Annotated in this window: 12 protein-coding genes; 5 read left to right on the top strand and 7 right to left on the bottom strand. The window is 40.1% G+C overall.

Annotation, left to right across the window (positions count from 1 at the left end; genetic code table 11):
• Positions 1–25 precede the first annotated feature (25 nt).
• From RIC88_RS11850 to RIC88_RS11830, 5 genes are all read left to right on the top strand, one after another.
• Positions 26–1765 (top strand): DUF885 domain-containing protein, encoded by a 1740-nt coding sequence (locus RIC88_RS11850; RefSeq protein WP_350217746.1) that lies wholly within the window; start codon positions 26–28, stop codon positions 1763–1765.
• 50 nt (positions 1766–1815) lie between these two features.
• Positions 1816–3120: a ribosome biogenesis GTPase Der gene (der, locus tag RIC88_RS11845; RefSeq protein ID WP_350217745.1), complete on the top strand. Its 1305-nt coding sequence runs from the start codon at positions 1816–1818 to the stop codon at positions 3118–3120.
• A gap of 239 nt (positions 3121–3359) precedes the next feature.
• Positions 3360–3575: a type II toxin-antitoxin system HicB family antitoxin gene (locus tag RIC88_RS11840; protein ID WP_350217744.1), complete on the top strand. Its 216-nt coding sequence runs from the start codon at positions 3360–3362 to the stop codon at positions 3573–3575.
• Positions 3576–4181, top strand: coding sequence for a SprT-like domain-containing protein (locus RIC88_RS11835; protein ID WP_350217743.1), 606 nt, complete (start codon positions 3576–3578; stop codon positions 4179–4181).
• Between the two features lie 91 nt (positions 4182–4272).
• Positions 4273–5076: a ParA family protein gene (locus tag RIC88_RS11830; RefSeq protein ID WP_350217742.1), complete on the top strand. Its 804-nt coding sequence runs from the start codon at positions 4273–4275 to the stop codon at positions 5074–5076.
• Here RIC88_RS11830 and RIC88_RS11825 read toward each other — a convergent pair.
• From RIC88_RS11825 to miaA, 7 genes are all read right to left on the bottom strand, one after another.
• Complete coding sequence (locus RIC88_RS11825) at positions 5073–5642, bottom strand: hypothetical protein (protein WP_350217741.1); 570 nt, start codon at positions 5640–5642, stop codon at positions 5073–5075. The two genes, RIC88_RS11830 and RIC88_RS11825, sit on opposite strands and share 4 nt — an antisense overlap.
• Positions 5643–5725: 83 nt before the next feature.
• On the bottom strand, positions 5726–8461 hold the full coding sequence (locus tag RIC88_RS11820; protein WP_350217740.1) for a TonB-dependent receptor: 2736 nt from the start codon (positions 8459–8461) through the stop codon (positions 5726–5728).
• Positions 8462–8659: 198 nt separating this feature from the next.
• Entirely contained in the window at positions 8660–9472 is an 813-nt protein-coding gene (gene murQ / locus RIC88_RS11815; RefSeq protein ID WP_350217739.1) for an N-acetylmuramic acid 6-phosphate etherase, read from the bottom strand.
• Positions 9465–10307 carry an N-acetylglucosamine kinase gene (locus RIC88_RS11810; protein ID WP_350217738.1) on the bottom strand — a complete coding sequence of 281 codons (843 nt, stop codon included), beginning with the start codon at positions 10305–10307 and terminating at the stop codon, positions 9465–9467. The genes murQ and RIC88_RS11810 overlap by 8 nt, the downstream gene beginning before the upstream one ends.
• Entirely contained in the window at positions 10300–11307 is a 1008-nt protein-coding gene (locus RIC88_RS11805; RefSeq protein WP_350217737.1) for a Gfo/Idh/MocA family protein, read from the bottom strand. The genes RIC88_RS11810 and RIC88_RS11805 overlap by 8 nt, the downstream gene beginning before the upstream one ends.
• Positions 11300–12583 (bottom strand): glycosyltransferase family protein, encoded by a 1284-nt coding sequence (locus RIC88_RS11800; RefSeq protein ID WP_350217736.1) that lies wholly within the window; start codon positions 12581–12583, stop codon positions 11300–11302. Before RIC88_RS11800 ends, RIC88_RS11805 begins: the two co-directional genes overlap by 8 nt.
• A gap of 35 nt (positions 12584–12618) precedes the next feature.
• Positions 12619–13533 (bottom strand): tRNA (adenosine(37)-N6)-dimethylallyltransferase MiaA, encoded by a 915-nt coding sequence (gene miaA, locus RIC88_RS11795; RefSeq protein WP_350217735.1) that lies wholly within the window; start codon positions 13531–13533, stop codon positions 12619–12621.
• Positions 13534–13538: the final 5 nt, after the last annotated feature.

Here is a 13538-nt window from a genome sequence, read left to right as displayed (position 1 = left end):
CTTCATTGTCTTTAAAACTACTAATATGAGAAACATCCTCGCATTGCTATTTCTGGTTGCTTCAATCCTGATAAAGGCTCAATCCAATGAAAGCCTCACCTCCATCCTGAACCGAATTGATAAGGTGGATGAATCCTATGAAGTTGAAAATGTTATCTGGCAGGGGAAACATCCTGAAAAATATATTTTTCAAAAGGTTGATTCTAAAGTTGAAAAAGTAAATCAGCTACGCCCTCTCCTTCGGGAATTGGAACAAATTCCGTCCAATGAGTTGAACGACCAGGAAATCATCAATCGATCCATCAAAGTACTTCAATTAAGAAATGAAATAAGTCAGATTGATTTCAAAACCTACTTAGTCCCTTTTAATGCGGAGGGAGGATTCTTCAATTCGCCTTCTTTTTTTCTATCTAATCTTCCATTTAATTCCAAAGCTGATTATGACGCTTATTTCACCTGGCTGACGACCTTTCCAGAATACCTCTCTTACAACCAGGAGTTGATGCAGGAAGGGATCGCGGAAGAAATTCAAGCTCCAAAAATCATTGTACAAAATATACTTGACCTACTGGAGTCCTGGACGCAGGATGATATCCAATCCAATCCCTTCTATGCACCAATCCTCAATATACCGGCTGAAATTTCAGATGAAGATCGATTGGCCATCAAAAAAGAAGCGGAAAAGGTAATCTATGGAAGCATTCTGCCTGCATATAAAAACCTTTATCAGTTCATTGAAAATAACTATTTGCCTACAGCTCCTGAAAAGGTGGGGATCAGTGAAATAAAAAATGGAAGAGCTTATTATGAAAACAGAGTACACCATTTTACAACTCTGGATATTACCCCGGATTCGGTTTATGCCACAGGTTTAGCTGAAGTGGCACGAATTCGTAAATTAATGGATCAGATAATCGCTGAAGTCGAATTTGAGGGTGACTTTGCTGCATTTCTGAAGTTCTTACGAACCGATGAACAGTTCTACCCGAAAACCGGGCAGGAGCTACTCAACAAAGCGGCCTGGCTGAGCAAAAAAGCTGAAGGGCAGCTTCCGAAACTCTTTTCAAAACTTTATGAATTGCCATTTACGGTTGAGCCAGTCCCTGATGCAATTGCTCCCAAATATACCGGTGGCAGATATGTGGGCGGAAGCAAAAATCAGGGAAAGCCCGGGATCTACTGGGTCAACACATATAATCTGGAAAGCAGAACGTTGTACACTTTGCCCGCCCTTACGCTACATGAAGCAGTACCCGGGCACCATTTACAAATAACATTAGCCTCCGAGTTGGAAGGTCTTCCTGAATTTAGAAATGGATACTACATAAGTGCTTTTGGCGAAGGCTGGGGGCTTTACTCAGAATACCTCGGAGAAGAAATGGGTATGTATGAAACGCCCTATGATCTATTTGGCAGATATACTTATGAAATGTGGCGCGCCTGCCGTTTGGTAGTGGATGTAGGTCTACACTACAAAGGATGGACACGTGAACAAGCTGTGAAATATATGGCTGAGAATACAGCACTTTCACTTCACGAAGTAAATACCGAAATAGACCGATACATTGGATGGCCAGGACAGGCAGTAAGCTATAAGATGGGCGAACTAACCATCAAAAAATTAAGAGCTAAAGCCACCGATGAATTGGACGATCAATTTGACATTCAGGCTTTCCATGATGCTATTTTGAAGAATGGTTCTGTACCGCTCCCAATATTGGAAAAGGAAATAGATAAATACATCTCGGCACAAAAAGGAAATTAACGCTTGCTCTTTCGTTAACTTCGCGCTTTGAAACTCTTGACATCCATTAAATGGCAAATATTTTAGCAATCGTAGGCAGGCCTAATGTAGGGAAATCCACCCTTTTCAATAGGCTGGTGGAGAAGAAGCAAGCCATCATGGACAATGAATCCGGTGTAACTCGCGATCGTCACTACGGATACGGGGAATGGAATGGGAAAAAATTCACCGTTATCGACACAGGTGGATATGTGGAAGGATCCGACGATATATTTGAAGGGGCCATACGGACACAAGTTAAAGAAGCACTGGAAGAAGCTACAGCCATTCTTTTTATGGTGGATTGTGATACCGGACTTCACGGGCTGGATCAGGACTTTGCAAATGTGGTGCGTGAAATTAACAAACCAATCTATCTGGTAGCCAACAAAGCAGACAATCAGGAAAAGCATTTAGCCGCCAATGAGTTTTATAACCTGGGCATAGACGCAGACCTGTTTCCAATAGCTGCTGCCAGTGGTGCTGGAACAGGCGATTTATTGGATGAGGTTGTAAAGCAGTTTGATGATGAGGAACTGAAGAAGGAGGATATTCCGCGAATTGCTATTTTGGGAAGACCGAATGTTGGGAAGTCTTCTTTTGTAAATGCACTGGTCGGGAAAGAGCGAAGTATTGTCACCAACATTGCCGGAACCACCAGGGATGCCATTAACACCCGGTATAATCTTTTCGGCAAAGATTTTATTCTTACGGACACTGCAGGTATCAGAAAGAAATCGAAAGTAAAAGAGAATATTGAATTTTACTCTGTTCTACGTGCGATTCAGGCACTACAGGACTCAGATGTCTGCATCGTCATGATAGATGCAGAAACCGGGTTAGAATCTCAAGACATGAACATCATTGGCCTGGCTCACAAATACAGAAAAGGAATTATTCTGATGGTGAATAAGTGGGACCTTCAGGAAAAGGATTCCAAAACAGCTGATAACTATCGAAAATTTTTGGAAGAGAAACTCGGGCCACTTAATTACATCCCGGTTATTTTCACTTCAGTCATCAACAAACAGCGAATCATGCAAACATTGGAGCTTGGATTACAAGTGTTTGAAAACAGAGCGCGACGAATCTCAACTTCAAAACTGAATGAGATTATGGGCAAGGAGATAGAAAATTATCCACCACCAGCTGTTCGCGGGCACTATATCAAAATCAAATACATCACCCAATTACCAACTCACACTCCCACTTTTGCCTATTTCTGCAATTTTCCTCAGTACATAAAGGAGCCGTATCAGCGATACCTGACCAATCGGATGCGAGAGCATTTTGACTTCAGAGGAGTTCCTATTAAAATGGTGTTTAGGAAAAAGTAATGGGTGATAAAGATATTATATCAATCTTATAAGGTGCGAAGGATACTAAAATTAGATTCGAAATTCTTAGAACTATTTTACTAAATTTCGCCTTTAGGGAAAGAATAAAGGGTAGTCATCACATCTTTACCAAAGAAGGAATAGAAGAAATTATCAATATTCAGCCTAAAAGAATAAGGCTAAACCTTATCAAGTAAAACAAGTTAGAAACATTATCTTGAAGTATAAATTATTCAAAGATGCTTGATATTAGATACGAAATCATCATTTATTGGAGCGAAGATGATCAATCATTTATAGCTGAGGTACCGGAGCTTCCCGGGTGCATCGCCGATGGAGACACCTATGAAAGTGCTTTGCAAAACGCCCACCAGATAATCTCAGAATGGTTGACAATTGCCAAGGAGGAGAATCGACTAATTCCTCAACCAAAAGGGAAACTTTCATTTGCTTAATTGACCGCTGAAAACGTCTTTAAAAAGTTCGTTCCGGAGGCTTCAGTCAGCTATTGTGTGAAGCTTTACGAGCGCATGGGCTTTGAATTTAAAATAAAAAAAGCCCGCCAGACCAAATTAGGTGACTATCGATTCAATCCTCAGACTAACAAGCATACCATCACGGTAAACAATGACCTTAATCCATTTGCTTTCCTCGTAACCTACCTTCACGAGGTTGCCCACCTAATTGCCTTTAAGCAATACGGGCGTAGAATTCAGCCACATGGAAAAGAATGGAAAAATTGCTTTAAAGAGGTTGCTGAACCTATGCTCCTTCCTGATGTATTTCATGAAAGTGTTCTACTTGCGCTTAAGAGGTATTTTAGAAATCCAAAAGCATCCAGCTGCTCCGATCCGGTGTTATATCAGATTCTAAAACAATTTGACGAGCCATCCGACAAGCTTTTGCTAAAAGAAATACCGATTGGAAGTATGTTCCAGTTCAATCAAAAGGTTTTCGTGAAGCTAGAAAAAAAACGAACCCGATCCGTCTGCCAGGAAGTCACCAGCAAAAGGAAGTATTTAATTTCTGACCTTGCAGAGGTCATCCTATCTGAAGAATAATAAAATTAGGATCATTTTAAGAAAAATTTTCCTTATTTTAACATACTTAATCACCGCTGCTGGGAATGACAATTATTGAACTGACCTAAAGATGTCCCATACAATAGCAGTATATAACTTCAAAGGTGGTGTTGGAAAAACTAGTACCACCTTGAGCTTAGCACATAGCTGGTCACGGTCGTTTAAGGTTTTGGTGATTGATTGCGATCCACAATCTAATCTAACACAAGCACTCACATCCGAAACACATTCAACCACTCTGTTTACACTCACAAAAAAATTGCTCCATAATGATTTACCGAACATTGACCCTGTTGAGATTCATCCATACCTTCATTTGATACCCGGAGACTATTCCATGGCTGAAATGGAATCCAATACCCAGTTCATTTCATTTGCCCACATCATCTTCTATAAACTGCTGGTGGCTATTAAGCATAAGTACGACATCATCTTGCTTGATTTTCCCACGCATTTTGGAATAACAGTCAAGTCGTTCATTGCCAACATCAACGGCATCCTGATACCTGCAACTCCGGGATCATTCTCCGTTTCAGGTTTCAAAAAGCTTCTGAATTATCTGAATGAAGTAGAAAGAAACAAACCATTAAACATTCTAGGCATTTTTTTCAACCAGTTCAGAAAGCAAACCTTGTTACATCAAAAAATTGTCAGGGAGGCCGAAAAAGAACTAGGTAATTTGATATTAGATCAACGGATCAGGGAATCAATCAGGGTGAGCGAATCCAATGAACAGCATTTGCCCATCTATGCTTTCACAGAGCAAAGTGACGTTGCTGAAGATTTTCTCAAACTCAGTGATGAGGTAATTGCGCGAATGAACAGTATCGATCTTCTACAGGCCTTGAAGCAAATCAACGAACCTGTTCATTAGATAGCCAGTCTACGAGAGATTAATCCATTGACTAGTTCAAAGAATCTTAATGGAGGCAATGTCCTCCACTTTTCTATTTGAAGGCTCCCGGACATGTTGATGTAGTTATCGATATTGAAATTTTTCATTTCGTCAATTACAAACTCCTGAAAGTTTACCCCTGCAATCCAACCCTCTTCTACATCCTCAAACCACTCTTCATAGTAGCAGTCATCGCTCCCGTGAAAGTTCATTACATTTTCACCGACTAGCACATACTTGTTGATCCCAAAGGATGACATGTGTTCTATGATGTTTCTTTTGAACTGCATGATGTCATTATTCAATGCGTCGTTCCATTCACCAATCATTTCAATGACGGCAAATCCCAGATCATAGTCCGCGAAAATGATTTTTATGTAAAGGGTCTCAGACCCAAAGAAATCCCAGGCCGGATCAATGTAGTAGCCATAGATATTTTCGGAGTACAATTCATAATTGTATTCCTTTCCCGCAAAGGGAGACCGGTCATCATAGCTGGAATTGTAGTACTGATTCCAGCGCTCATACGGGGTAATGGTATGCACAAAGGCAAAGGTAGACCTGAGGAGATAGAAACAAAAAACCCTGACCGAATGGTCAGGGTCTTGATTAGAATTTATCTTCTTAATTAGAAGTTAATATTCAATGTAGCATTCCAGGTTCTACCAAATCCAAACCAAACATAGTTGGTAACATCAATACCATTGTATGTTACTGAACCCGCTTCGGCATGAATGTTTGTATTCGACTCTGCGATGTAAACTGTATCGAACAAGTTGTTGATATTAACTCTGAATGATGCATTAGTAGAGAACAAATCGAACCTTGCGGTTGCACCTAAATCAACCAAACCAAATGAAGGTAGCTTAAGAGCTCCTTTGTTATCAGGATCAGCAAAAGCATCATCTTCAAGACTATAATCTGCATACAAATTATCAACAAATCTGTAACCTAAATCAAAGCTCATGAACTTATATCTGTAATCAGCTGATATAAAAGAAGTAAACTGAGCAGCATCGCCAACTTTAGCATCTTTAAGATAAAGAGTTGTACTACCAATATTATTTTGATTGTCATCAAAAACATTCGCAGTAAAATCCTTGGTGTATCTCCAGTCACCCATAGACACCATACCTCGAAGTTTTAAATTATCAATTGGACGATAAGTTGCTTCTAACTCAATACCCTGGTGTAATACATCTACGTCATTGAACTGTGCTGTACCTGATTCTGTAGCGCTTACATCAACAGATCTTGATATAAATCTATTACCCCAAGAAGTATTGTAAGCATTCACATTGACTGTTAAATATCTACCTAAGTAACCGTAACCAATTTCAACTGACTTGATGATTTCATTCTGCAAATCAGGATTTACATCGTTAGCAAACCCAGGAAATACTGCGTCGAAATTAGGCTGACGAGAGATGTAACCTGCATTGAAGAATACATTGGACTTATCGCTCACATTATAGTTGGCTCCTCCTTTCACATATCCTCCAATAATATCTTCTTTCTTAGATAATGGATTTCCTACCTGATCAAAGAAATCCTCACGTTGGAATCCTTGATTTGAAAGCCCTCCCTGGATTACAGCTGTCAGATTCTCTTTTCCGCTGTACTCAACTAGTCCATTTACGCCCTGCCAGGTTACGTAACCAATATTGTAGTAATCGATTTTTGGTCCGTTTATGCCAGTGTTCTTGAAAGGAGATGGATCAATAGTTGTTTCAATGATTTTACCTGCACTATTCTGATCTCCATTTGTTCCGCTACCTCCAGAGAAGTAACCATCTAGTCCCATTAGGTCAGTTACAACCCTATAGTGATAACCTGTGTATTTCCTTAAATCAATACCTAGTGAATATTTAAATTTTTCTGTTTCATAATTCAATGATGAAATTCCTCCAACCCAATCATGTGAGTTCATAGAAGCTCTTCTTATCAAAACTGCTCGGTTGACACTATCTTCTCTGAATCCATTCGATCCGATTTTTAGTCCCTGATATCCTGAGATATCTCCACCGTAAGGAAGTGTTGTAGATCTATTTACGCTTACTACATTATCAAAATTGATGGTTCCATCTGAAAATCTAGAGCCCTTAGCTGGATTTTCAAGATGCTCTGTCAAGTCTCTTCTAAAAGGAAGAATATCAATTTCATCATTTCTGAAATTGTTTCCTCTCGGACCAGTTCCTCCACCTCGACCAGCAGATCCATAAAGTGAAGTTGCTAATGAAAGTTTTTCCGTGATTTCCCAATCCCAGTTGATTGTAGCTAGTGGCTTATTATAGAAGTTTCTTCTCATGTTAAACTCCTCACCTCTCAAAGTACCTGCATCCGTATTCCATCTTCTGTCAATACCATCTTTTTTATCATCACCAAAGTTTTGGTAATCTCTGATTGAAACATCTGTACTTCTCTGGTTGTGCCACTGACCGGCACCTAAGAATGAGAAATTAATGGCATGATCAGAATCCTCCGGAGCATATCCAACTGCTGCGAAGTACGTCCAGCCTTCACCTTTTGTTCCATATACGTATCCATCTCCACTCCATCTGCTAATCAAAAATGATGAAGCCCATCCTTTATCATTTTTCCCTGTCGAATAGCTAACTGTTGACTTTACATAGCCATCGTTTCCAATCACCTGAGATGCTCTTCCATTTTGTGAAAGCTCAGCAGCTTTAGTGAAAATAGACACAGTGCCTCCGACTGAAGGAACCGCAAGTCTTGAAGCTCCCAAACCTCTTTGAATCTGAATACCAGAAGCGATATCTGTAAGTCCTTGCCAGTTTGACCAGAAAACTCGCCCATTCTCCATGTCGTTAACAGGCTGTCCGTTGATAAGGAATGAAGTATTTGTTTGGTCAAATCCTCTTAATGTAATTCTTGAATCTCCATAACCACCACCTTGCTTCGTAGCATATACACTAGGTGTCCGGTTCATAATCTCTGGAAACTCTTGGTTTCCAACTTTCATGGAAATTTCAGAAGGAGAAATTGAAGAAACTGCCACTGGTGTTTCCCTCTCCTTCACAACATCAATCACATTTGATGTGATTACAACCTCAGCAAGAATACTTGTCCCTGGCTTTAAAGTAATGGACATTCCATTGGAAGCCCTTGCATCTACAGACTCAAATCCCATGTACGACACCACTAGAGGTGTTCCTTCCGAAATATTCAATGTGAATTTCCCATCAACATCAGTAATCGTACCGTTTTGTGTGCCCTTGATTAGGACCGTAGCGCCGGGTAACCCTTCGCCGGAATCATCGGTTACCGTACCGGTAACAACACTCTGGGCCATCATCGCGAATACGCTGAGAGCAAGTGTTATAGTTAGTAAAATTTTCTTCATCTTTCTTGTTTTAACTTGGTTTATATTTAGGTCAGGCAAAAGTAGATTCTATTGCCGAGATAGCACTTTCCTTTAGGTTTAAATTTTTCTTATTCACTATTAATAAATAGTTAACAAACAAAATTTGGTTTATAAGAAAGCTACTCTTTCAATTTAAAGAAAATTTCAAGCAAGTAAAAATTGATATTAAACTTATACTTAGCGATTAAATTGTCGTAAAGCTTCTCTCACCGAGCCGTGCTTTTTTAGCATGCTTTTGGCCTCAGATTCAGAAATGTTTAATTGACCCATTAGCATCTGAACACCTCTCTCTACCAGCTTTTCATTGCTTAGCTGCATATCCACCATTTTGTTACCAGCCACATGCCCCAGCTGAATCATGGTGGATGTCGAGATCATATTGAGGACTAGTTTTTGAGCTGTTCCTGCTTTCATTCTGGTACTCCCTGTCACGAACTCCGGCCCCACTAAAACCTCAATTGGGTGCTCACTTGCTTTTGCCAGTTCGGTTTCTGTATTGCATGTGATGCAACCTGTTAACAGGCCTTGACTTCTTGATTTTGTGATAGCTCCAATAACATAAGGTGTTCGTCCTGATGCCGCAATTCCGATCACAGTATCTTCTTCTTGAATGTCATATTGCTGTAAATCTTTCCACCCTTGCTGTCCGTCATCCTCTGCAAATTCTACGGCTTTACGAATAGCCCCGTCTCCACCTGCTATAATCCCGATGACCAAATCATGCGGCACGCCAAATGTGGGTGGGCATTCAGATGCATCTACAATCCCCAGCCTTCCGCTTGTACCTGCTCCTATGTAAAACAATCGACCGCCCCTTTTCATCCGTGACACAATCTCCGATACCAGCTTTTCTATTTTTGGTATGGATTTTTGAACTGTCACAGCGACCGTTTGATCCTCCCTGTTCATATTGGTCAGCAATTCACCAATGCTCATTTTCTCTAAATGATCGTAGCGGGAATCGGATTCGGTCAGTGGCTTCTTAGTCATACTTTTGATGATATAAAACTAATCCGGCTATCGGTGATTGGATGATGTTTTTAATGTAAATGCCACGCTCAGACCCTACTTCCCTCAGGATATCAGAAAAATGAAATGCAATTGAGCCGGAGAAGTGAAATGGTGCGGCTAAATGATTTTTACCAACAAAAAATGCATCGAAAAAATCATGAAAGGACTTTTGGACTAAACGAAAGATTTCCGGATGATTTTTGTGTTGAAGAATAAACGATCCAAACGAAGCAAGAAAATGATTGGGTCGCGGTTGATGATAAATGCGCTGAATTACATCATGGGATGTAAGATCAAATTCCTTTTGGAAGGCTTGAATAATGCTCTTTGAAAACTGCTCGCGAAAAACGCCCATCATTAGCTTTTTTCCTAAATAAGCACCACTCCCTTCATCCCCCAGCACATAGCCAAGAGATGCACTAACCTTGTTCACTACTGATCCATTGTAAAAACAGGCATTAGATCCTGTACCCAGTATACAAACATTCCCCTCCTCTTTGCCGCAGAGTGCCCTTGCAACACCTACCAGATCATTTTCAACAAATACACTTTCACCGAAAATAGTGGCCAAAAAAGTTTTTGTAGATTTTTTCTGCTCCTTGGTATCTATACCGGCGGCATAAAAAAAGACTGGTGTGTTTTTATCAATTTCTCCTCCAAATGTTTGAATAATGCTTGTTTTTAAATCATCAAGGTTGTGTGTGTATGCATTGAAACCTACTGTCTCGAATTGTTTGATATCCTTATCATTCACAACCCTCCACTGTGTTCCGGTTCCTCCTGCATCGCCTACTATGAAGCTTCGGTTACCCATTTGCAGCTTTATAAATTTTTTCGATGATCTCAACGGTTTTCAGACCTTCCAGACCATTCGTGGCTATACTTCCACCTTTTTGAAGCACATCAATCAGGTTTTCATACACCCGATCATGATTACTCATACTTCCTTGATATTCTCCGTATTCGTTTGCAGGGTTACCCGCTCTCAACTCTCCGATTTCTTCCCCCTCAAAAGATTGGTAGTCAAGTTTATTCAAGTATTGTCCACCAACTTTAACCGTACCTTTTTCACCAAAAATGGTAATGGAGCCCTCCATGTTTTTTGCGAAGGAATTGACAGTGTAATTAATGGTACCTAAAACTCCATTTTTGAATTTTAATGAAACAACGCCTGTATCTTCAAACTCTATAATTTCCTTATGCGCATAGTTTTCAATCATCGCCGAGGCTTCCTCCACATCTCCTATCATCCAATATAGCAGGTCGATAAAATGACTGAACTGGGTAAATAATGTGCCTCCGTCCAGGTTCTTCGTTCCTTTCCAGTCAGACTTCTTGTAGTAATCAAAATTTCTGTTCCAAAAGCAATTGAGCTGAATGGAATAAATCCGGCCAAAATCGCCAGCGTCAATTTTCTCTTTTACCGCCTCAATAGCAGGATTAAATCGATTCTGCTTTACTATAAAAAGTCGTTTATTACATCGCTCAGCAGTTTTGATCATTTCTTCACAATCCGAAGAGGAAAGCGCCATTGGTTTTTCACATAAAACGTGAAATCCGGCATTTAATGAATCAATCGTATGTGCTGCATGTAAGCCATTTGGTGAGCAAACAGCAACTACATCCATTTCTTCATTTTTGAGCAATTCATCTGCAGATGTGAAAAATGGGACATCATATGCTTCACCCAATTCCTGTGCCCTTTCCTCATTAACATCACACACCGCCATCAATCTGGCCAAATTCTGAATGTGTTTGGCATGTCTTTGAGCAATACGCCCACACCCTATTATTCCTACACGAATTTTATCCATCAATCAATTTTTCTAATTTTTCCACAAGTCTGTCATGGCTGAATTGAAACAATAAAGACTTGATATCAGCTATGTTTGGCCGTCGTTCATTTTCAAAGGCATCTTCCAAAAAACCTCTAATACCATCTACTTCATTATATGAGAGTATCTCACCAATGTCTTTCGCATTCATCAAATCTCCGAGATCACTCTTCCTTTCACCTAAAGCAAGGATCATTCGTTTTGCTGCCAGATATTCAAAAAATTTGACTGGCAATATCCAGTTCGAGTTGTCTGACTTGTTTAGCAACAACAATAAAACATCACACTTTCTATATTCCTCCTGAACGGATTCATGAGGTAAATATCCTAAGAATTCTACTCGATTTTTTAACTCATGCAAGTCAGCAATTTCTGCCTTTATTGATTCAGAAACTATTCCCCCAATCCGCACTTTCAATTTGTTTGCAAACACTTGATTTTCCCTGCATATCTGGTCAAGTAAATGCCACAGCTGACGGGGGTTTCTAAGCTCGTTAAGCATTCCAAAATATCCAATCGTAAAAGTCGAAATATTTTGCTTGTCTTCAGTTTTGCCTTTGTTTGTAGTAATACCGTTATGCAATACTTCGACTCCTCCGAAAGCTTGAGCTAAACGAGAACTAACTGTGGTGGCAATATCTGCCTCTGCTATTACACTTCTTTCCATTCTTTTATGAATGCCTTTTACAAAAGAAGAAGTATTCAGCTTTTGAATCACATCCCACTTACTCCACGGATCACGAAAATCAGCCAACCATTTGATGTTGGTCTTTCGCTTCACTCTCCTTCCAATCAAATGCATACTATGGGGAGGTCCGGTTGTGATTATCGTCTCAATTCCCTCCTCTCTGATTAATTCAATTGCCTTTTTGCTTGCCGGTTTTACCCAAAAAACACGTGGATCAGGAACTAATAAGTTTCCTCGGATCCAAACCATCAGGCCGTCCTTGACAGACTTTTGTGACTTCTCCAACACCAACCCTTGCTGCACATTTTCCCGATTCTTGTTTCCAGTTAGCTTATGAAAAAGATTAAAAGGCTCCCAGATAGTAAGTTTCTCCACTCGGATGTCTTTGACTTTTTCAAGTAGTTTTTCATCCTTGATTTCAAATTGTGGATTTTCCGGTGTGAGCACAATCGGCTCCCAACCCTTTTTTTTGAGCTGAAGTGCGAAATTCATCCACCGCTGAACACCTACTCCACCACTTGGCGGCCAGTAATAGGTGATAATTAAAATTTTGCGGGATGAATCCATAAAAATGCTGAGCAAAGCAACATAAAACTATCAACTCATGGAAGCTTCTCTTCAATCAAAACTTTGATTTCATCAAATTGATCAGGTTCAAACCAATGAATATCCTCGTACTTCCTAAACCAGGTTAGCTGCCGCTTGGCGTACCTTCTACTATTTCGTTTTAGTAATCTTATTGCTTCATCGCGATCATATTCACCATCCATATAACCGTAGATCTCGGAGTAGCCCACTGTCTGCAATGCGTTATGTTCTTTAAATTGATGCAATCTTTCTGCCTCGTCGAATAAACCTTGCTCAATCATCATATCTATTCTATGATTAATTCGGTCAAACAATTTCTCACGATCCATGTTCAGACCAATCTTCAGGTTTTCATATGGCATTTTCGTTTTTACTGCCTTCCTGAAAGTTGAAAATGGTTGCCCTGTTCCTCTGATAACTTCCAATGCCCGTATAACCCGTTGAGTATTTTGTCTATCCACTGTTTCAAAATATGCCGGATCCTTTTTAGCCAGCTCCTCTAACAGAGGCTCCTGCCCCCTCGTCTCAAACTCCCTATTTAGTTTCTCACGTATCGACGGATCAATTTCAGGCATGTCGTCAAAACCCTCCCAAATTCCTTTTAAATAAAGGCCTGATCCACCCACTGCAATTACTATTTTATTAGACCCATGTAGGTCCCCTATCTTTTTAATTGCATCACGACCAAAAGCTCCGGCACTGTACAGTTCACTAATTGAATGAGAGTCAATGAAATGATGAGTAACCAGTGACAATTCGTCCTTGGAGGGTTTTGCAGTTCCAATACTCATTTCTCTGTAGAATTGCCGGGAGTCAGCAGACACAATTTCAGTTTTAAAAAACCGAGCAAGTCGAATAGCAAGGTCAGTCTTGCCCACAGCCGTTGGGCCTACGATAGATATTAATAGTGGTTTGCTCGAAATAGCCATTATTT

This window comes from Ekhidna sp. (genome assembly GCF_040220215.1).
GTDB lineage: Bacteria > Bacteroidota > Bacteroidia > Cytophagales > Cyclobacteriaceae > Ekhidna.
This window is presented reverse-complemented; position numbering and strand designations above follow the sequence as displayed.

Coding starts and splice junctions, on each gene's coding strand:
- RIC88_RS11805 (WP_350217737.1), bottom strand. CDS start 11,307: ATGGATAAAATTCGTGTAGGAATAATAGGGTGTGGGCGTATTGCTCAA.
- RIC88_RS11830 (WP_350217742.1), top strand. CDS start 4,273: ATGTCCCATACAATAGCAGTATATAACTTCAAAGGTGGTGTTGGAAAA.
- RIC88_RS11850 (WP_350217746.1), top strand. CDS start 26: ATGAGAAACATCCTCGCATTGCTATTTCTGGTTGCTTCAATCCTGATA.
- RIC88_RS11840 (WP_350217744.1), top strand. CDS start 3,360: ATGCTTGATATTAGATACGAAATCATCATTTATTGGAGCGAAGATGAT.
- der (WP_350217745.1), top strand. CDS start 1,816: ATGGCAAATATTTTAGCAATCGTAGGCAGGCCTAATGTAGGGAAATCC.
- RIC88_RS11820 (WP_350217740.1), bottom strand. CDS start 8,461: ATGAAGAAAATTTTACTAACTATAACACTTGCTCTCAGCGTATTCGCG.
- murQ (WP_350217739.1), bottom strand. CDS start 9,472: ATGACTAAGAAGCCACTGACCGAATCCGATTCCCGCTACGATCATTTA.
- RIC88_RS11800 (WP_350217736.1), bottom strand. CDS start 12,583: ATGGATTCATCCCGCAAAATTTTAATTATCACCTATTACTGGCCGCCA.
- miaA (WP_350217735.1), bottom strand. CDS start 13,533: ATGGCTATTTCGAGCAAACCACTATTAATATCTATCGTAGGCCCAACG.
- RIC88_RS11810 (WP_350217738.1), bottom strand. CDS start 10,307: ATGGGTAACCGAAGCTTCATAGTAGGCGATGCAGGAGGAACCGGAACA.